Here is a 19060-nt window from a genome sequence, read left to right as displayed (position 1 = left end):
CTCCGGGCTTTTCCCTTCGGTCTTGCGTTTCCGACTCTATCAGATCTTTCCGATCCGATTTCCCCGGTGCTTTCCGGTCCCATTCGCTTTCGCTCTGGGCCCTTCCGGCGTGGTCACTACTTTAGCGGATTTCCCCGGTGACTCATAATCGAGTCATTCGAAACGCATTACGGCATGCCGCAATACGCCCCCGCCGGGGGAGATCTTCTTGAGTAGTGGATGGCCGCCTACGGGGGTGCTTGAACAAGCAGGCCCTGATCCAGCGGCTCGGGCTACATTACGCACTTCGTCGGCCCGAGTCAAGGCGCCTCTTGCGCGGGGTGTGGGGGCGGTACGGGCTCACCGTCGGGTCCCCGTCGATCCAGAAGCGCCAGGGGTGCGGGGCGCCCTCGCCGCCGACGCCCGTGCGGGGGCCGCTGCGGACGAGGTCCGGGGCCGGCGGGGTGCCGGTGAGGACGGCGAGCGGGGCGTCCGGGTCGGCGCAGGCGTCCTCGCCGTTCAGGGAGAGCGCGACGTCGAGGGCGGTGGCCAGGCGGGCCGGGCCCTTGGCCAGCTCGTCGTCCTTGCGGGCCGAGCGGCGGCGGGGGCGGGCCTGCTCGGCGCCGCTTACGATCTCGCCCGCGCGCAGCAGGACCCCGCTCGCGCTGCCCACGGGGCCGCACACCAGGTTCAGGCAGTGCCATATGCCGTAGGTGAAGTACACGTACGCGTGTCCGGGCGGGCCGAACATGACGGCGTTGCGTGCCGTCCGCCCCCGGAAGGCGTGCGAGCCCGGGTCGATCGCGCCGGCGTACGCCTCCACCTCCGTGAGGCGCAGCTCGACGCGTCCTTCCTCCGTGGTGCGGACGAGGGTGCGCCCGAGGAGGTCCGGGGCCACCTCCAGGACGGGACGGTCGAAGAAGGACCTCGGGAGCGGCGTACGGTCGGGGGTCTCGTTCATGGCGTCCGAGCGTAGTGGGGGACCGGCGCGGAACCGGTTACCGTCTTCGCGCGTATGTAAGGGGTCAGGACTAGAAGGAGTGAAAGCCATGGGATTCAAGAAGCTGCTCGCGAGCCTGGGTGCCGGCGGGGCCAGCGTGGAGACGGTGCTCACCGAGGAGAACGTGGTCCCGGGCGGGGTCGTCCAGGGCGAGGTCCGGATCCAGGGCGGAAGCGTCGACCAGCAGATCGAGGGGCTGTCCGTCGGGCTCCAGGCGCGCGTCGAGGTCGAGGGCGGCGACCAGGAGCACAAGCAGGACATCGAGTTCGTGAAGGTGCGCCTCGGCGGGGCCTTCCAGGTGCAGGCCGGCGCGGTGCACGTGGTGCCGTTCGGTCTGGAGATCCCGTGGGAGACGCCGATCACCGCCGTGTCCGGGCAGCAGCTGCGCGGCATGCACATCGGCGTGACCACGGAGCTGGAGATCGCGCGCGCCGTGGACTCCGGTGACCTGGACCCGGTCAACGTGCACCCGCTGCCGGCGCAGCAGGCGATCCTGGACGCCTTCCTCCAGCTGGGCTTCCGCTTCAAGAGCGCGGACATGGAGCGTGGGCACATCCGGGGGACGCGGCAGAAGCTGCCCTTCTACCAGGAGATCGAGTTCTTCGCGCCGCAGCAGTACCGCGGTCTGAACCAGGTCGAGGTCAGCTTCGTCGCCGACGACCGCGAGATGGACGTCGTCCTGGAGATGGACAAGAAGCCGGGCCTGTTCACCGAGGGCAGCGACTCCTTCCGCGCCTTCAAGGTGGGGCTGCACGACTTCCACACCACCGATTGGGCGGCTTACCTGAACCAGTGGCTCGCCGAGGTCGGCGGCCGTCGCAACTGGCTCTAGGCTCGGGACCGCAAGGCCGCCGGGGCGGCGACGGGCGATACGGAGGGTTTCTACGTGTCCGAGGGCAAGAGGGCGCCGCTCCCCCACGACTTCCATCCGCCGGTGGCGGCGTTCACCGTGGTGAGCGACGACATCGCGCCGGGCGGGGTCCTGAAGGACGCTCAGGTGCACGCGGAGGGGAACACCTCGCCGCAGCTCCGCTGGGAGGGTTTCCCGGCGGGGACCAAGAGCTTCGCCGTCACCTGCTTCGACCCCGACGCCCCGACGGGCAGCGGGTTCTGGCACTGGGTGGTGTTCGACATCCCGGCGTCGGTGACGGAGCTGCCGGCCGGTGCCGGGTCGGGTGCGTTCGAGGGGCTGCCGGCCGGTGCCGTGCAGGCTCGGAACGACTACGGCGCGAAGGAGTTCGGCGGCGCGGCTCCCCCGGCCGGGGATCCGGCGCACCGCTACGTCTTCACGGTGTACGCGGTGGACAGCGAGAAGCTCGGTCCGGATTCCGACGCCTCGCCGGCGGCGGTCGGGTTCAACCTGCGGTTCCACACGCTGGGCCGTGCGCAGTTGGTCGGTGAGTACGCGGCTCCCGCGGCAGGCTGATCGTTCGTTTGTTGTTTGCCCGCTTCTGGTCTTGGAGAGATCAGAAGCGGGCACCTTTTGTTTCGCGAGAAATTGCGTTGTCCGACCCGGCCGGCCCGGCCATCGTTGATCCAAGCCCGCCAGGGGGTGGGCCGGCATACGGGAGGTGGGCAACATGCGGGACACGCTGGTACTCAACGCGAGCTTCGAGCCGCTTTCGACGGTCACTCTGAACCGTGCGGTGGTGCTCGTGCTGCAGGCCAAGGCCGTCGTCGAGCAGGCCCACCCCGAGCTGCGGGTGCGCGGTGCCGCCGTCGATCTGCCGGTGCCCCGGGTGATCAGACTCTGCCGGTACGTCCGGGTGCCCTTCCGAAGACAGGCGCCGTGGTCGAGACGGGGGGTGCTGGTCCGGGACCAGCACCGGTGCGCGTACTGCGGGAGACGGGCGACGACGGTCGACCACGTCGTGCCGCGGGCACAGGGGGGCAGGGACACCTGGCTGAACACGGTGGCGTCCTGTGCCGAGGACAACCACCGCAAGGCCGACCGGACGCCGGAGCAGGCGGGGATGCCGCTGCTGCACCAGCCGTTCGAGCCGACCCCGGCGGACGCGATGCTGCTCGCGCTGCGGGCGAGCGAGCGGTCCGCGCTGCCGGAGTGGCTGGCGAACTCGGCCGCGTAGTCCGCGTACCCGTGGATTCGATCCTTATGCGAGGGCCCGTCTCCCCGTGGGGAGGCGGGCCCTTCCGCGTCACTTGAGGGTCAGTTGGAGGATGGCGACGACGCCGACGGTGATGATCACTCCGCGCAGGACGGTGGGCGAGAGCCGGCGTCCGACCTTGGCGCCGAGCTGGCCGCCGATCGTGGAGCCGACGGCGATGAGCAGGACGGCCGTCCAGTCGAACTCCGCGACGAAGAGGAAGAAGACGGCGGCGACGCCGTTGACGAGGGCTCCGAGGATGTTCTTGACGGCGTTGACGCGCTGGAGGTCGTCGTGGAGCAGCAGGCCCATGAGGGAGAGGTAGAGGACGCCCTGGGCGGCGCCGAAGTACCCGCCGTACATGCTGGCGAGGAGGAGGCCGACGAGGAGGGCGGGTCCGCCGTCGGGGTGCGCCTCGGAACCGGTCTGTTCGCGCCGGCGCTTCACGGCCGCCGCGATGCGGGGCTGGAGGAGGACCAGGACGAGGGCGAGTCCGATGAGGACGGGGACGATCGCGTCGAAGGCGTCGGACGGCAGGGCGAGGAGCAGGACGGCGCCGACGAGGCCGCCGACGAGGGCGGCGGCGCCGAGGCGGAGGACGCGCTTCTTCTGGCCCTTGAGTTCGCGGCGGTAGCCGATGGCGCCGCTGACGGAGCCGGGGACGAGGCCGAGGGCGTTGGAGACGTTGGCGGTGATCGGTGGCAGTCCGGTCGCGAGGAGGACCGGGAACGTGATCAGCGTTCCCGATCCCACGATCGTGTTGATGGTGCCGGCGCCGATGCCGGCGGCGAAGACCGCCAGGGCTTCCCAGATGGACAACGCCATCTCCTTACGGGGTCGGTGAGTCGCCTCCCCGCTCCGAGGTCGTCGGAGTCGAGGGGCTCGCACCGATCATGCACGAGAATTACGTGTACGTGTCAGTCAACCGACGGTTCGTCTCGCCTTTCGGGCGCGCCCGTCTTGGTGTTGAAGCCCGGGGTGCCGGAGCCGATGTTGCCGAAGGCGCCGGAGAGGCCCTTGAGGGCGTCGCCGATCTCGCTGGGCACGATCCAGAGCTTGTTGGCGTCGCCCTCGGCGATCTTCGGGAGCATCTGGAGGTACTGGTAGGAGAGGAGCTTCTGGTCGGGGTCGCCGGCGTGGATGGCCTCGAAGACCGTGCGGACGGCCTGGGCCTCGCCCTCGGCGCGCAGCGCGGCGGCCTTGGCCTCGCCCTCGGCGCGGAGGATCTGCGACTGCTTCTCGCCCTCGGCGGTGAGGATCGCGGACTGGCGGGTGCCCTCGGCGGTGAGGATGGCGGCGCGCTTGTCGCGCTCGGCGCGCATCTGCTTCTCCATCGAGTCCTGGATGGAGGTCGGGGGCTCGATCGCCTTGAGCTCGACGCGGTTGACGCGGATGCCCCACTTGCCGGTGGCCTCGTCGAGGACGCCGCGCAGGGCCGCGTTGATCTCCTCGCGGGAGGTGAGGGTCCGCTCCAGGTCCATGCCGCCGATGATGTTGCGGAGGGTGGTGACGGTGAGCTGCTCGATGGCCTGGATGTAGCTGGCGACCTCGTAGGTGGCGGCCCGGGCGTCGGTGACCTGGTAGTAGATGACCGTGTCGATGTTCACGACCAGGTTGTCCTGGGTGATCACCGGCTGCGGCGGGAAGGGGACGACCTGTTCGCGCAGGTCGATCCGGTTGCGGATCGAGTCGATGAACGGGACGACGATGTTCAGTCCGGCGTTGAGGGTGCGGGTGTAGCGGCCGAAGCGCTCCACGATCGCCGCACTCGCCTGCGGGATGACCTGGATCGTCTTGATCAGGGCGATGAAGACGAGCACCACCAGAATGATCAGGACGATGATGACTGCTGACATCGTGTTCCCCGTGCCCTTCGCTGCCGGTTGACTGCCGGTTTGCTTTCGATGATCGAGTCTCGCAGACGCCGGAACGTCATGGGCGAGGTTCGGTCACATGACCACGGCGGTAGCGCCGTCGATCTCGACGACGTCGACCTGTTCGCCCGGTTCGAAGGTCAGTCCGGCGTCGAGCGCGCGGGCGGACCAGACCTCTCCTGCGAGTTTGATGCGGCCCCCGCCGGCGCCGTCGATCCTTTCCAGGACGACGGCCTGACGCCCCTTCAGGGCGTCGACCCCGCTGGAAAGGCCGGGTCCGTCGCCTCGGTGGCGGGCGGCGAGGGGGCGCACCACCGCGATGAGCGCCACGGAGACGGCGACGAAGACGAGTACTTGGGGAACGATGCCGAAGCCGAGGGCGGCGGTGACCGCTCCCGCGACCGCCCCCACGGAGAACATGCCGAACTCCGGCATCGCGGTGAGGACCAGGGGAATGCCGAGCCCCACCGCGACGATCAGCCACCACACCCACGCGTCGATGTCCACACGCCCATGGTAGGGCGGCGGGGTGTTCCGGGACAGGGCGCGGTGCTGTGCGGTCACGGCGCCCGGCCGGTCACTTCAGCGGCAGGCCGCGGGCGGTCCAACGGTCCTCAAGGCGCTCGACGATGAGCGGGAGGCCGAAGCAGAGGGAGAGGTTGCGGGAGGTGAGCTCGGTCTCGACGGGTCCGGCGGCGAGCACCTTGCCCTGACGGATCATCAGGACGTGGGTGAAGCCGGGGGCGATCTCCTCGACGTGGTGGGTGACCATGATCATGGAGGGGGCGTACGGGTCGCGGGCGAGGCGGCCGAGGCGGCGGACCAGGTCCTCGCGGCCGCCGAGGTCGAGGCCGGCGGCGGGCTCGTCGAGGAGGAGGAGCTCGGGGTCGGTCATCATCGCGCGGGCGATCAGGGTGCGCTTGCGCTCGCCCTCGGAGAGGGTGCCGAACCTGCGGTCCAGGTAGTCGTTCATGCCGAGGCGGTCGAGGAAGGCCTTGGCGCGGTCCTCGTCGACCGGGTCGTAGTCCTCGTTCCAGGTGGCGGTCATGCCGTACGCGGCGGTGAGGACGGTCTGCAGGACGGTCTGGCGCTTGGGGAGCTTGTCCGCCATGGCGATGCCGGCCATGCCGATGCGGGGGCGGAGTTCGAAGACGTCGGTGCCGACGCCGCCGAGCCGCTCGCCCAGGATGCGGGCGGTGCCCTTGGTGGGGAAGAGGTAGCTGGAGGCGACGTTCAGGAGGGTGGTCTTGCCGGCGCCGTTGGGGCCGAGGATCACCCAGCGTTCGCCCTCCTTGACCGACCAGGAGACGTCGTCCACCAGAGCCCGTCCGTCGCGGACCACGGATACGTCCACCAGCTCCAGTACATCGCTCATGAGCGCGTTGTCTCCCCTTGCGGTCGAGTGTCGTCGCCTTGCGCCGGCGGGCGCGGCGTCCAGGGGAAAACCTACGTTATCGCCGGAGCGGGCCGGACAGGCCCTGCGGTTTCCCCCGAGTCCTTAGTCTGGGGGGATGCTTTCGGAACCACGCTCAGGACGTCTGGCCGCCTGGGGCAATGCCCTGCTGGCCGGGACGGTGTCGCCGGACGAGGCGGCCCTTGCCATTGTCGGGGAGGACGCGGTGCACCGCGTGGAGGGGCTGCCGGGTGAGGCGGGTCCGGTGGGGCTGACGCTGGCCCTGGGGCGGCTGCGGCGGCTCGGGGTGACCGGGTGGCGGGTGGCGCTGCCGGCGCCGGGCCATCCGCTGGGGCTGAGCGGGCCGCCGGACTTCAACGCGCGCGCGTTGGAGGCGGAGGAGGCGGTGGTGGGCTTCGGTGCGCCGTACGGCCTCGTGCCGGAGGTCTCGGAGGCGGGTCCCGCGGGGGACGTGCACGTGGCGGTGGTGTGGCACTGCCTCGCGGTGCGGGAGGCGCCGCCGGCGGACGTGCCGTCGCTCGGCGAGGCTGAGCGGGAGCTGGCGGAGGCGCTGCGGGACGCGACGACGGTGCTGACCCGGCTCGACGTGGCGGCCTCGGGCCCGGCGGCGGACGCGGCGCGGGAGGCGTACCGGGCGCGGTCGGAGGTGGGGCGCGAGGTCCTGGCCCCGGGCTATCCGCCGCGCGCGGTGCGGGTCCTGGAGCTGGCCCAGCGGATCGGGCTGCTCGTGGACCTGGCGTACGACCACGGCCACGGGGGCGCGGTGAGCGCGTCGGAGATGGTGGCGCGGGGGGAGGCGCTGCGGCCGGTGGAGCGGGTGGCCCGGCGGGCGCAGGTCGCCGCGTACAACGCGTACGTGGAGGAACGGGAGCGGGACCGGGGGTTCTGAGGGGCCCTGCGCCTCTGTCGTGCCCGTCGCGGTTGCGGCCGTCCCGTCGTGCCCGTCGCGGGGAACGGGGAAAGCCCCGGCCGCCGGGGGGATCGTCCGGGGCCGGGGCTTTCGGGGCGGGTCAGGCGTTGACGGCGCCGTTGCCGAAGGCCGGGTTCAGCAGGCCGATCACGTTGACCGTGTTGCCGGAGACGTTCACGGGAACGTGGACCGGGACCTGCACCAGGTTGCCGGAGGCGACGCCCGGGGACTGGACGGCCGCGCCCTCGGCCCCCGCGTCGGCGGAGGCGACACCCGCGCCGGCGGCGACGATGCCCCCGGCGACCATGGTGAGGGCGGCGGCCTTCTTGAACTTGTTCACTTGGTGATTCCTCCTGGTCGTCGCTGCGGCCGGTCCGCCGCAGCACGCCATGGAGAACGCCCCGCCTCCCGGGAGGTTGCGCCGAACGGGGGACGTACACACGACGGTATGAAGGGGTGAACGGTCGTGCGCCCGGCGCGCGGCGGGGGCGCGTCAGCGGGTGAGGCCGTGGCGGACCGCCCAGAGGGCCGCCTGGGTGCGGTCCGCGAGGTCGAGCTTCATCAGGATGTTCGAGACGTGCGTCTTGACCGTCTTCTCGGAGAGGACCAGGGCGCGGGCGATCTCGCGGTTGGAGCGCCCGTCCGCGATCAGGCCGAGGACCTCGCGCTCCCGGTCCGTGAGGGACGGCCCCCGGCCCGTACCACCGTGGGAGTCCTCCTGGGAGAGGAGCGCGCCGGCGACCTCGGGCTGGAGCAGGACGTGCCCGGCGTGGACGGAGCGGATCGCGCCGGCCAGGGCGTCGGGGTCGATGTCCTTGTAGACGTACCCGGAGGCGCCGGCGCGGAGCGCGGGGACGACCGTGCGCCGCTCGGTGAAGCTGGTGACGATCAGGACCCTGGCGGGGTTGGTGAGCTCGCGGAGCCGCTTCAGGGCCTCGATCCCGTCCGTACCGGGCATCTTCACGTCCATGAGGACCACGTCGGGGCGGAGCTCCTCGGCACGGGCGACGCCCTCGGCGCCGTCGGAGGCCTCCCCCACGACCTCTATGTCGTCCTGCACCTCCAGGAAGGTGCGCAGGCCTCGGCGGACGACCTGGTGGTCGTCGACCAGCAGGACGCGGATCGGCTTGTCAGCCACCGGGAACCTCCATCTCGATCGTGGTGCCCTCGCCCGGGGCCGAGGTCACGGTGAGCCGTCCGCCGACGCCGCCCGCCCGGTCCCGCATGGAGACCAGGCCGAGGTGGCGTCCGGCGCTGCGGACCGTACGCGGGTCGAAGCCCTTGCCGTCGTCGGCGACGGTGAGCCGGGCGCCCCGGCCGCTGCGGGTGAGGGAGACCTGGACAAGCTCCGCGTCCGCGTGCCGCAGGGCGTTGTGCAGGGCCTCCTGGGCGACGCGGAGGACGGCCTCCTCCTGGGCGGCCGGCAGGGCGCGGGTGCCCGGGCTCTCGAAGGTGACCCGGGCGGAGTGGGCACGGTCCAGGACCTGGATCTGGGTGCGGAGGGTGTGAACGAGGCCGTCCTCGTCGAGGGCGGCGGGGCGCAGCTCGACGACGGCGGCGCGCAGCTCGTCGGCGGCCTCGGCGGCGAGCGCGGCGACCTGCTGGAGCTCGCCCTTGGCACGGGCCGGGTCGCGGTCGACGAGGGCGGCGGCGGCCTGGGCGGTGAGCCGGAGCGAGAACAGCTTCTGGCTGACGGCGTCGTGCAGCTCGTGGGCGAGGCGGGAGCGCTCCTCGGCGATGGTGAGCTCGCGGCTGCGCTCGTACAGGCGCGCGTTGGTGAGGGCGATGGCGGCGTGCTGGGCGAGGATCGAGAGCAGGGCCTCGTCGTCGGCGGTGAAGCCGCAGCGGCCGTCCTCCTTGGGGCAGCGCTTGTTCGCGAGGAAGAGGGCGCCGAGGATCTCGTCGCCGTCCCTCACGGGCAGGCCGATGAAGTCGGACATCTCCGGGTGGGCCTCGGGCCAGCCCTCGAAGCGGGGGTCCCTGCGGACGTCGGCGAGCCGCTCGGGCTCGGCCTTGTGGAGCATCGAGGCGAGGATGCCGTGCTGGCGGGGCAGCGGGCCGATCGCCCGCCACTGCTCGTCGCTGACGCCGTCGACCACGAACTGGGCGAAGCCGCCGTGGTCGTCGGGGACGCCCAGGGCCGCGTACTCGGCGTCGAGGAGCTCGCGGGCCGAGGCCACGATCGTCTTGAGGACGTCGCGGACCTCCAGGTGGCGGCTCATCGCCAGGAGCGCGGTGCTCACGGCGGCGAGGCCGGAGCTGGGTCGATGACTCATGTGTTCACCGTACCGGCGGGGTGTGACCGTCCGTATCCGTCCGGGGACGAGGCCGGGACCGGTCCAGGGACCTAGGTCGGAGTGCCCCCGTCCCTTCTCCGCCATGCCACCGACCCTCCTTCACCGTGGTGCCGCCCTTCCTTCACCGTGGTGCCGGCCCGTCTCCGCCGTGGTGGTGAGGGGCCGCTCTGCCCGTGGCACGAGTTCGGGGGCGGCTCCCTCCTCCTTCCGGAGGAGACGGCTCACCATGTGCATTGCTGTCGCAACGCGCGGTGACTTCGGGCTGCCCCCCGTGTGAGGCGCCGCATAGGACCCACGTCACTTACGAAGCCCCTTAGTGGAGTCATTAAGGCCGGATAAGGGCGGAGAAAAACGGGCACAGGGGACGTCTCGCAGGGCACCTCCGACCCCCCGGTCCACTATCCGGCTTCGTACGTCACGCCTTTGCCAGCGCATTTTGCGGGCGCTAAGAATTGCATCCGTCGCCGCCGAGTGAGGCGTGTGCCGCCCCCGGCCGGAGCGACCCCCAGCGATTCGAAGAGGTAGTCCTGCATGTCTGCGAACACCCCTGGCCACAGTCGTCGTGGTCTGAAGAAGACCCACAAGGCCACGATCGCCGGCGTCGCCGCTCTGGGCGCCGCGGCTCTCACGCTCTCCCTGGTGCCCGGTAACGGTTCCACCGAGACCGAGCCCCAGGCTCTCTCCACCGGTACTCAGAAGGTCGCGTGGTCCTACGACGCAAACAGCACCCAGGCCAAGGCCCTGGCCGCCAGCCTCAACGAGCAGCAGACCACCCTCGGTCTGAAGGCTCAGCAGGAGGCCAAGGCGAAGGCGAACCTCGCCGCGCAGGCGAAGGCCGCCGCCGCGGCCAAGGCCGCGAAGGCCAAGTCCGTCGCCCAGGCCCAGGCCGCCGCGAAGGCGAAGGCCGCCGCCAAGGCGAAGGCCGCCGCGGCGAAGCGCGCCGCCGAGAAGGCCGCCGCCAACCGCTCCGTCACCCGCACCCCGGTCTTCGCGAACAACCTCGACGGCTGGATCCGCGAGGCGCTGTTCATCATGGACAAGCACGACATCCCGGGCACCTACTCGGGCATTCACCGCAACATCATCCGGGAGTCCAGCGGCAACCCCCGCGCCATCAACAACTGGGACATCAACGCCATCAACGGCATCCCCTCGAAGGGTCTGCTCCAGGTCATCCAGCCGACCTTCGAGCGGTACCACGTCAAGGGCACCAAGTTCGACCTGTACGACCCGGTCGCCAACATCGTCGCGGCCTGCAACTACGCCGCCGACCGCTACGGCTCGATGGACAACGTCAACAGCGCGTACTGATCGCGCGCCGGTACGCCGAAGGGCGGCACCCCTCGTGGAGTGCCGCCCTCGTGGCGTGTGGTCAGCCGGTCACTTGCGCATGACCTCGGGCTCGTGGCGGCGCAGCAGCCGCGCCACCACGACGCAGCAGACGGCCGCCATCAGGAGCTGGACGCCGAGGTCCATGCCCCACTGACCGGCCGTGTGCTCCCACAGGGGGTCGGTGTCCGTGGGGTTCTTCGGGTCCCACGGCGGCATGAGCCGGGCCAGGTCGAGGGTGGTGCCGGCGCCGGCGATGCCCCAGCGCGACGGCATCAGCCAGGCGAACTGCTCCAGGCCGGGCGAGCCGTACACCTGGAACAGGATGCCGGTGAAGACGACCTGGACGATCGCGAACATCACCAGGAGCGGCATGGTCTTCTCGGCGGTCTTCACGAGCGCGGAGATGACCAGGCCGAACATCATCGAGGTGAGGCCCAGGGCGATGACCTGGACGCACAGCTCGACGGCCGGCGGCATGAAGAGGCCCTCCTCGGGGAGCGCCCGGGTGGAGAAGCCGATGCCGCAGATGATGACGCCCTGGAAGGCCGTGATCAGGCCGAGGACGATGACCTTGGACATCAGGTACGCGGAGCGGGAGAGGCCGGTGGCGCGCTCCCGTTCGTAGATGACCCGTTCCTTGATCAGTTCGCGGACCGAGTTGGCGGCGCCGCTGAAGCACATGCCGACCGCGAGGATCAGCATGATCGTGCCGGCGTCGCCGTTGAAGCGGGACGGCGGGGTCGGCGAGCCGAGGCCGAAGTCGGCCGGGATGACGACCGAGACCGCGCCGAGGACGGCCGGCAGGATCACCATCAGGCCCAGGAAGCCCTTGTCGGACGCGATCACCGAGACGTAGCGGCGGATCAGGGTCCACAGCTGGGAGCCCCAGCCCTGCGGCTTCGGCGGACGGGACATCGCCCGCTGCGGCACCTGGACGGGCTGGGCGGCGACGGCGTCGATGTCCGCGGCGTACATCTGGTAGTGCTGCGAGCCCTTCCAGCGGCCCGCCCAGTCGTAGTCGCGGTAGTTCTCGAAGGCGGAGAAGACGTCGGCCCAGGTGGAGTAGCCGAAGAAGTTCAGCGCCTCCTCCGGCGGGCCGAAGTACGCCACCGAGCCGCCGGGCGCCATCACGAGGAGCTTGTCGCACAGGCCCAGCTCGGCCACCGAGTGGGTGACGACCAGGACCGTGCGGCCGTCGTCCGCGAGGCCGCGGAGCAGCTGCATGACGTCGCGGTCCATGCCCGGGTCGAGGCCGGAGGTCGGCTCGTCCAGGAAGATCAGCGAGGGCTTGGTCAGGAGCTCCAGGGCGACGGAGACGCGCTTGCGCTGGCCACCGGAGAGGGAGGTGACCTTCTTCTCCTTGTGGATGTCGAGCTTGAGCTCGCGCAGCACCTCGTCGATGCGGGCCTCGCGCTCGGCGGTCGCGGTGTCGCCGGGGAAGCGGAGCTTGGCCGCGTAGCGCAGCGCCTTCTGGACGGTCAGCTCCTTGTGCAGGATGTCGTCCTGCGGGACCAGGCCGATGCGCTGGCGCAGCTCGGCGAACTGCTTGTAGAGGCTCCGGTTGTCGTAGAGGACGTCGCCCTCGTTGGCCGGGCGGTAACCGGTGAGCGCCTTCAGGAGCGTGGACTTGCCGGAACCGGACGGGCCGATGACGCCGATCAGCGACTTCTCCGGGACGCCGAAGGTGACGTCCTTGAGGATCTGCTTGCCGCCGTCGACCGTGACCGTGAGGTGGCGGGCCGAGAAGGAGACCGAGCCGGTGTCGACGAACTCTTCCAGCTGGCCGCCGACGATGCGGAAGGTCGAGTGGCCGACGCCGACGATGTCCTGCGGGCCGAGGAGGGCGGTGCCGCCCTTGGGGATCGGCTGGCCGTTGACGTACGTGCCGTTGTGCGAGCCGAGGTCGCGGATCTCGAAGCGCCCGTCGGGCGTCGCATGGAACTCGGCGTGGTTCCGCGAGACCTGGAGGTCGGAGACGACGAGTTCGTTCTCCAGGGCACGGCCGATGCGCATGACGCGGCCGAGCGACAGCTCGTGGAACGTGGTGGGGCTGCGGTCGGAGTAGGCCGACGACGCCCCCGCGGCGACGCCGGGACCACTGTGTCCGGGCCCCTGCTGGTGCGGGACCTGCGGCTGTGCGGGCTGCTGCTGCCAGCCGGCCTGCTGCGGGGCCTGGTGGGGCTGCTGCTGCGGGGCCCGGTGCTGCGGCGGCGCCTGGTGCGTGGCCCATTCGGCCTGCTCCGCGGCCTGGTGGGCCGGGACGGACTGCGCCACCGGCGGCCGGTGCTGCGCCGGCTGCTGCTGGGGCTGGTGTCCGGCCTGGGCCCCGGCGGCGAGATCCAGCCGCGGGCCGTCGGTCGCGTTGCCCAGGTGGACGGCCGAGCCGGGGCCGATCTCCAGCTGGTGGATCCGCTGCCCCCGGACGAACGTGCCGTTCGTGGAGCCGTGGTCCTCGATGACCCAGCTCCGGCCGTTCCAGCTGATCGTGGCGTGGCGCCACGAGACCCTGGCGTCGTCGATGACCAGGTCACCCTGCGGGTCCCGGCCCACGGTGTACGACCTGGAAGGATCGAGCGTCCAGGTCCTTCCATTCAATTCCAGTACGAGTTCTGGCACTCCACGCCCCACTACTTGTCCCCCGATGTACCCCCGTCGCGGGGAGTCCAGGGATGGCGAACATCCGGGGGGAACTATTTCAGGCCCGGTCCCCTCTCCGAAAGTCGGGGCGCGGGCGGGCCGCGGCCGGAACTCCGGAGGGCCGCCCGGGTGTCCGGGTGTCCGCTACGCGGGACGGGGGGCCGGGGGGCGCGCGGTCCCCGATACGGTGGGAACCACCATGAGCGCATCGCAGATCTCAGACGTTCCGCCCTCCGACGTTCCCACCCTTCTCGTCAAGATCTTCGGGAAGGACCGTCCCGGGATCACCGCGGGACTCTTCGACACCCTCGCCGCCTACTCCGTCGACGTCGTGGACATCGAGCAGGTCGTCTCGCGCGGCCGCCTCGTCCTGTGCGCGCTCGTCACCGAACCGACCGTCGCCTCGCAGGGCGAGCTCCGGGCGACCGTGCACAGCTGGGCCGAGTCCCTGAAGCTCCAGGCCGAAATCATCTCCGGCACGGGCGACAACCGCCCCCGGGGCGAGGGGCGCTCGCACGTCACCGTGCTCGGCAACCCGCTCACGGCGGAGCAGACGGCGGCCATAGCGGCCAGGATCGCGGAGACCGGCGGCAACATCGACCGCGTCTTCCGCCTCGCGAAGTACCCGGTGACGGCGGTCGAGTTCGCGGTCTCGGGCTGCGGGACCGAGGCGCTGCGGACCGCGCTCGCCGTCGAGGCGCACGGCATCGGGGTCGACGTGGCCGTGGTCTCCGCCGGGCTGCACCGGCGCGCCCAGCGGCTCGTCGTCATGGACGTGGACTCGACCCTGATCCAGGACGAGGTGATCGAGCTCTTCGCGGCGCACGCGGGCTGCGAGGACAAGGTCGCCGAGGTGACGGAGGCCGCGATGCGCGGCGAGCTGGACTTCGAGCAGTCCCTGCACGCGCGGGTGGCGCTGCTCGCCGGGCTCGACGCCTCGGTGGTGGACAAGGTGCGCGCCGAGGTGCGGCTGACGCCCGGGGCCCGGACCCTGATCCGTACGCTCAAGCGGCTCGGCTACCAGGTGGGCGTGGTCTCCGGCGGGTTCACCCAGGTCACCGACGACCTGAAGGAGCGCCTGGGGCTGGACTTCGCCTCGGCCAACACCCTGGAGATCGTGGACGGGAAGCTCACCGGGCGGGTCACCGGGGAGATCGTGGACCGGGCGGGCAAGGCGCGGCTGCTGCGCCGGTTCGCCGCGGAGGCGGGGGTGCCGCTGGCGCAGACCGTGGCGATCGGCGACGGGGCCAACGACCTGGACATGCTGAACGCGGCCGGGCTCGGGGTGGCGTTCAACGCCAAGCCGGTGGTGCGCAGGGCGGCCGACACGGCGGTGAACGTGCCGTTCCTGGACACCGTGCTCTATCTGCTCGGGATCACGCGCGAGGAGGTCGAGGCCGCGGACGGCGGCGAGGAGCTGCTGCACTGAGCCGTCGCCGGAGGGCCACGACGAGGAGGGCCCGGTCGTCCTGGGGACGGCCGGGCCCTCGTGCGTACGGGGACGGGAGGCGGGGTCCCGCCGCATACGCGGGTGGGGTCCGGGGTCCCGCCGCGTACGCGAACGGGGTGCGGGGTCTCGCGCGTACGCGAACGGGGGCGGCTCCCGTCAGTCGTGCGGGGTCCAGAAGTCGACCAGGGTGGCGACGCCGTGCTCGACCGACTTCCAGGAGCCGTCGAAGGAGAGGACGGCGAAGGCGGAGGTCGGGAAGCCGCTGCGGTTCATACGCGTCGCGGTGTCGCCCTCGGCCCGGCCCGCGAGGGCGTCGGCGAGGGCGTGCATGCCGGGGTTGTGCCCGATGACCAGGAGGTCGGAGACCTCGTCCGGGACGTCGTTGAGCAGGGCGATGAGCTCGCCGAGCGAGGCCTCGTACAGCCGGTCCTCGTACACGGTCCTGGGGCGCTCCGGCAGTTCCTGCACGGCGAGCTTCCAGGTCTCCCGGGTTCTGACGGCGGTCGAGCAGAGGGCCAGGTCGAAGCCGATGCCGGTCTCGGCGAGCCTGCGGCCCGCGACGGGGGCGTCCGAGCGGCCTCGTTCGGCGAGGGGCCGCTCGTGGTCGGACACCTGGGGCCAGTCTGCCTTCGCGTGCCGGAGCAGCACGATCCTGCGGGGTGTATCGACGCTCATGGTCCACAGCTTCGCACGAAACGGGCCTCTCCGACTCAGAGAGGCAGCGTTTGCCGGACCTGCTCCAGGAACCGTCCGACCGCCGGGTCTCCCCCGGTCGCGCGGGCCTCTCCCGGCCCGGTCATGAGCAGCAGGAGGGCGGTGAACGCGGCCGCGGGGAGGGCGAGGACCCACCAGGGCAACCGGGTGTCGACACCGGTCGCCGTGGTTCCGGTGCCGCTGCGCGTACGGACCGACATGGCCGCCTCCGTGGGTGGGATCTCCGCTTTCGCCGTCGTTCTCCAACGTACGGAGCGCGGGGGCGGCGGCCCATCCGGTGATCCACCCACTCGACCCTGAGACCCGCCCCCTAGGGGATGCGGGGGTTGTCCCCCGGTCCGGAGGGTCGGAGGAGGACCCTGAGGGTCAGGGGGCGGCGATCGAGGCGATGACGCCGATGACGACGGTGATGGCGATCATCGCGCCGAAGACGGCGAGCAGCTTCTTCTGGCCGTTCGGGGGATTGGGTTCGAGGACTGGCATGGGGACAGTCTCGCACCTCAGCATTCGTCCTCGACCGTCCGGTCCCTGCCCGCCAGGATTCCGACGATCATCTGGGGCACCATCAGGCCTCCCATGAGCGCGATGGGCAGTCCCCAGCCGCCGCTGTGCTGGTAGAGCACGCCGACGAGGAGGGGGCCGGGGATCGAGATGAGGTAGCCGACGCTCTGGGCGAAGGCGGAGAGGCGGACGACGCCGGCGCCGGTGCGCGAGCGCAGGCCGATCATGGTGAGGGCGAGCGGGAAGGCGCAGTTGGAGACGCCGAGCAGGACCGCCCAGACCCAGGCTCCGGCGGCCGGGGCGAGGAAGAGGCCGGTGTAGCCGCCGAGGCCGCACAGGGCGAGGGCGACGACGATCGGGCCCTGGTTCTTCATGCGGGTGGCGAGCCGGGGGATGACGAAGGCGAGCGGGACGCCCATGACCATGGTGACGGCGAGGAGCACGCCCGCGGTGGAGGCGGGGACGCCGGCGTCGCGGAAGATCTGCGGCATCCAGCCCATGGTGATGTAGGCGCCGGTGGCCTGGAGGCCGAAGAAGACACCGAGGGCCCAGGCGGTGCGGCTGCGGGCGACGCGCGGCGCGGCGGCCCGCGCCGGGGCCTTCGCCTCCGTACGGGAGACGCGGGCGTCGGTACGGGAGACGCGGGCGTCGGTACGGGAAGGGCCGGCGTCCGTGCGGGAAGAGCCGGTCTCCGTACGGGAAGGACCGGTCTCCGTACGGGAGGCGCCGTCGCGGTCGCGCAGGAGCGGGAGCCAGGGCAGGACGGCGAGGGCGGCGAGGACCGCCCAGACGCCGAGGCCGAGGCGCCAGTCCCCGCCGAGGGCGTCGGTCATCGGGACGGTCGCGGCGGCGGCGACGGAGGTGCCGAGGGCGAGCGCCATGGAGTAGAGGCCGGTCATGGTGCCGACGCGGTCGGGGAAGTACCGCTTGACGATGACGGGCATCAGGACGTTGCTGACGGCGATGCCCATGAGGGCGAGGGCGCTGGCGGCGAGGAAGGCTGCGGTGCCGCCGGCGAGGGGGCGCAGGACGAGCCCCGCGAGGATCGCGGCCATGCCCGCGCAGACGACGGCGGCGGGGCCGAACCGGCGGGCGAGGCGCGGGGCGGTGATGCCGAAGACCGCGAAGCAGAGCGGCGGCACGGAGGTGAGGACGCCGGCGACGCTGCCGCTCATGTGGAGGCCTTCGCTGACCTCTTCGAGGAGGGCGCCGAGGCTGGTGATGGCGGGGCGCAGGTTGAGCGCGGCCAGGACGAGTCCGAGGGTGACCGGGACGAGGAACCGGCGGTGGACCGGGGCGGCCGGAGCGACCGGCACGGCCGGGGGCGCCGTACCGGCGTGGCGGTCGCGGTCGGGTGCGGGAGAATCCCCGGCGGTGGCGGCCGGTCGTGCGGCGGGGTCGAGGGTCTTCGGCTCGTCAGGCATGAGGTCATCATAGAATCATGGGATGATTGGTTGTCCAATCTCGAACGAACGGGAAGGTGTCCCCATGGCCCTCGGCCATCCCCGGCGCGCAGGTCTCTCCGACCAGGTGATCGCCGAGCTGCGGAACCAGATCACCTCCGGCGAGTGGCCGGTGGGCTCGCGCATCCCGACCGAGCCCGAGCTGGTCGAGCAGCTGGGCGTGGCCCGCAACACGGTGCGCGAGGCGGTCCGCGCGCTCGCGCACAACGGACTGCTCGACATCCGGCAGGGCTCCGGGACGTACGTGGCCGCCACCAGCGAGCTGGCGGGCGTCATGCACCGGCGCTTCGCGGGCTCCGACCCCCGGCACGTCGCCGAGCTGCGCTCGACCCTGGAGTCCGCCGCCGCGCGGTTCGCGGCGGAGCGGCGCACGGAGCGGGACCTGAAGCAGCTCGACGCCCTGCTCGTGCGGCGCGAGGAGGCGTGGGGGACGGGGGACGCGGAGCGGTTCGTGACGGCCGACGCGGCCTTCCACCACGCGGTCGTCGCCGCCTCGGGCAACGAGGTCCTCACGGAGCTCTACGCGGACCTGGGCGATCTGCTGCGGCAGTGGCTGCGGGACGACGTGGGGCGGGAGCTGCGGCCGGAGAACCACATGGACCACGCGCGCCTGGTGGACGCGATCCGGGACGGCGACGCCGAGCGGGCGGGCACGGAGGCGGCCGGCTACCCCTTCATGTGCCTGCGGAGCCCGGTGCCGGGTCCCGCGGCGGACGCGTCGGGTCCCGGACCGGACGCGCCGGGACCCGCATCGGACTCAGGGGCCTGAGGAGCCCGGCGCGGCGGGTTCCGGGTCCGCCGGCTGGTGGGTGATCCAGGCGGACCGGACCTCCTTCCAGCAGCGGCCGGTGAGCCGGGCGTAGTCGGCCGGGCCGACGTCCACGGGGGCGCTGTCGGTGTCGACGTCCCACCACTGCTCGCACTCGACGTGGAGGCGGACCCGGTCGGTGCGCGGGTACGGGTTCTGGCAGTGGGCGGTGACGCGGGAGCCCTCGACGTCGGTGCGGCAGGAGGCGCCGAAGTTCTCCGGCTCCTCGGTCGCGGGGGCGACGGCGGGCCTTCCGGCCGGGGCGGGTGCCGCGCGCACCTCGGCGGCGAGGGCGACCCCGGTCAGCAGCACGGCGACCGGGGCGAGCGCCCCGAATCCGCGGCGTATCGCGTGCATGCCCGTACCTCCTCCCCGTCAGCAGCAGACCTTCACGCTCTGCACCAGTCTGGGGTCGTTCGGGCTACTTTTCGAGTCGAGTGTTCGATTTCGGCGTTCGGGAGGCGGACAGCCGGGAGACGGAGAAGGGCCGGGGGCGCCCCCCCCCGCGGGGGGGGGCCCCCCGCGGGGGGCGCCGAACGGCGCGGGGCCCCCGCGCGGGGCGGGGCCCCCCGCCGA

At 71.8% G+C, this 19060-nt stretch carries 21 protein-coding genes; 7 read left to right on the top strand and 14 right to left on the bottom strand.

From position 1 onward, the window contains the following. Positions 1-277: 277 nt before the first annotated feature. Positions 278-940 carry a DNA-3-methyladenine glycosylase gene (locus tag ACWGSR_RS12110; RefSeq protein WP_453565775.1) on the bottom strand — a complete coding sequence of 221 codons (663 nt, stop codon included), beginning with the start codon at positions 938-940 and terminating at the stop codon, positions 278-280. A gap of 88 nt (positions 941-1028) precedes the next feature. On the opposite strand from ACWGSR_RS12110, the gene ACWGSR_RS12105 reads away from it, so the two are divergent. From ACWGSR_RS12105 to ACWGSR_RS12095, 3 genes are all read left to right on the top strand, one after another. Further along, complete coding sequence (locus ACWGSR_RS12105; protein ID WP_453565772.1) at positions 1029-1811, top strand: sporulation protein; 783 nt, start codon at positions 1029-1031, stop codon at positions 1809-1811. Positions 1812-1865: 54 nt separating this feature from the next. Continuing rightward, entirely contained in the window at positions 1866-2405 is a 540-nt protein-coding gene (locus tag ACWGSR_RS12100) for a YbhB/YbcL family Raf kinase inhibitor-like protein (protein WP_376245491.1), read from the top strand. A gap of 154 nt (positions 2406-2559) precedes the next feature. Further along, positions 2560-3066, top strand: coding sequence for an HNH endonuclease (locus ACWGSR_RS12095; protein ID WP_376245488.1), 507 nt, complete (start codon positions 2560-2562; stop codon positions 3064-3066). Positions 3067-3135: 69 nt separating this feature from the next. Here ACWGSR_RS12095 and ACWGSR_RS12090 read toward each other — a convergent pair whose 3' ends face one another. The 4 genes from ACWGSR_RS12090 to ACWGSR_RS12075 all read right to left on the bottom strand — a co-directional run bounded on the left by ACWGSR_RS12090 (position 3136) and on the right by ACWGSR_RS12075 (position 6333). Then, entirely contained in the window at positions 3136-3909 is a 774-nt protein-coding gene (locus ACWGSR_RS12090) for a sulfite exporter TauE/SafE family protein (RefSeq protein WP_376245485.1), read from the bottom strand. A gap of 92 nt (positions 3910-4001) precedes the next feature. Continuing rightward, complete coding sequence (locus tag ACWGSR_RS12085; protein WP_376245482.1) at positions 4002-4940, bottom strand: SPFH domain-containing protein; 939 nt, start codon at positions 4938-4940, stop codon at positions 4002-4004. Positions 4941-5033: 93 nt separating this feature from the next. Then, positions 5034-5465 carry an NfeD family protein gene (locus ACWGSR_RS12080; RefSeq protein ID WP_366376898.1) on the bottom strand — a complete coding sequence of 144 codons (432 nt, stop codon included), beginning with the start codon at positions 5463-5465 and terminating at the stop codon, positions 5034-5036. A 70-nt stretch (positions 5466-5535) separates the two neighbouring features. After that, positions 5536-6333 carry an ABC transporter ATP-binding protein gene (locus ACWGSR_RS12075; protein ID WP_376245478.1) on the bottom strand — a complete coding sequence of 266 codons (798 nt, stop codon included), beginning with the start codon at positions 6331-6333 and terminating at the stop codon, positions 5536-5538. Positions 6334-6469: 136 nt separating this feature from the next. On the opposite strand from ACWGSR_RS12075, the gene ACWGSR_RS12070 reads away from it, so the two are divergent. Further along, positions 6470-7261 (top strand): hypothetical protein, encoded by a 792-nt coding sequence (locus ACWGSR_RS12070; RefSeq protein ID WP_376245476.1) that lies wholly within the window; start codon positions 6470-6472, stop codon positions 7259-7261. A gap of 121 nt (positions 7262-7382) precedes the next feature. Here ACWGSR_RS12070 and ACWGSR_RS12065 read toward each other — a convergent pair whose 3' ends face one another. From ACWGSR_RS12065 to ACWGSR_RS12055, 3 genes are all read right to left on the bottom strand, one after another. Further along, complete coding sequence (locus ACWGSR_RS12065) at positions 7383-7622, bottom strand: chaplin (RefSeq protein WP_376245473.1); 240 nt, start codon at positions 7620-7622, stop codon at positions 7383-7385. A gap of 153 nt (positions 7623-7775) precedes the next feature. Next, on the bottom strand, positions 7776-8420 hold the full coding sequence (locus ACWGSR_RS12060; RefSeq protein WP_376245470.1) for a response regulator: 645 nt from the start codon (positions 8418-8420) through the stop codon (positions 7776-7778). Continuing rightward, positions 8413-9558 carry a GAF domain-containing sensor histidine kinase gene (locus tag ACWGSR_RS12055; RefSeq protein WP_376245467.1) on the bottom strand — a complete coding sequence of 382 codons (1146 nt, stop codon included), beginning with the start codon at positions 9556-9558 and terminating at the stop codon, positions 8413-8415. Before ACWGSR_RS12055 ends, ACWGSR_RS12060 begins: the two co-directional genes overlap by 8 nt. A 552-nt stretch (positions 9559-10110) precedes the next feature. On the opposite strand from ACWGSR_RS12055, the gene ACWGSR_RS12050 reads away from it, so the two are divergent. After that, on the top strand, positions 10111-10890 hold the full coding sequence (locus tag ACWGSR_RS12050; protein ID WP_376245464.1) for a transglycosylase SLT domain-containing protein: 780 nt from the start codon (positions 10111-10113) through the stop codon (positions 10888-10890). 69 nt (positions 10891-10959) lie between these two features. Here the strand turns inward: ACWGSR_RS12050 and ACWGSR_RS12045 are convergent, their stop codons facing one another. Then, positions 10960-13539, bottom strand: a complete 2580-nt coding sequence (locus ACWGSR_RS12045; RefSeq protein WP_453565763.1) for an FHA domain-containing protein — start codon at positions 13537-13539, stop codon at positions 10960-10962. 208 nt (positions 13540-13747) lie between these two features. Here ACWGSR_RS12045 and serB point away from each other — a divergent pair, with 208 nt between their 5' ends. Then, positions 13748-14977 carry a phosphoserine phosphatase SerB gene (gene serB / locus ACWGSR_RS12040; protein WP_376245459.1) on the top strand — a complete coding sequence of 410 codons (1230 nt, stop codon included), beginning with the start codon at positions 13748-13750 and terminating at the stop codon, positions 14975-14977. Positions 14978-15154: 177 nt separating this feature from the next. Here serB and ACWGSR_RS12035 read toward each other — a convergent pair whose 3' ends face one another. The 4 genes from ACWGSR_RS12035 to ACWGSR_RS12020 form a co-directional block, all read right to left on the bottom strand. Then, entirely contained in the window at positions 15155-15673 is a 519-nt protein-coding gene (locus ACWGSR_RS12035; protein ID WP_453565760.1) for a SixA phosphatase family protein, read from the bottom strand. A 35-nt stretch (positions 15674-15708) separates the two neighbouring features. After that, a complete protein-coding gene (locus ACWGSR_RS12030) occupies positions 15709-15912 on the bottom strand; it encodes a hypothetical protein (protein WP_376245453.1) in 204 nt (67 codons plus the stop codon). Between the two features lie 166 nt (positions 15913-16078). Next, positions 16079-16195, bottom strand: coding sequence for an SGM_5486 family transporter-associated protein (locus tag ACWGSR_RS12025; RefSeq protein ID WP_260321902.1), 117 nt, complete (start codon positions 16193-16195; stop codon positions 16079-16081). Positions 16196-16212: 17 nt separating this feature from the next. Further along, positions 16213-17637: a CynX/NimT family MFS transporter gene (locus tag ACWGSR_RS12020; protein WP_453565755.1), complete on the bottom strand. Its 1425-nt coding sequence runs from the start codon at positions 17635-17637 to the stop codon at positions 16213-16215. Positions 17638-17701: 64 nt separating this feature from the next. On the opposite strand from ACWGSR_RS12020, the gene ACWGSR_RS12015 reads away from it, so the two are divergent. Then, on the top strand, positions 17702-18445 hold the full coding sequence (locus ACWGSR_RS12015) for a FadR/GntR family transcriptional regulator (protein WP_453565752.1): 744 nt from the start codon (positions 17702-17704) through the stop codon (positions 18443-18445). Here ACWGSR_RS12015 and ACWGSR_RS12010 read toward each other — a convergent pair. Further along, positions 18434-18841 (bottom strand): hypothetical protein, encoded by a 408-nt coding sequence (locus tag ACWGSR_RS12010; RefSeq protein ID WP_453565749.1) that lies wholly within the window; start codon positions 18839-18841, stop codon positions 18434-18436. The genes ACWGSR_RS12015 and ACWGSR_RS12010 overlap by 12 nt on opposite strands. Positions 18842-19060 lie beyond the last annotated feature (219 nt).

This window comes from Streptomyces sp. NPDC055632 (assembly GCF_053618675.1).
The sequence above is the reverse complement of the archived record's forward strand: the minus strand, read 5'-3'. Positions and strand labels throughout refer to the sequence as shown.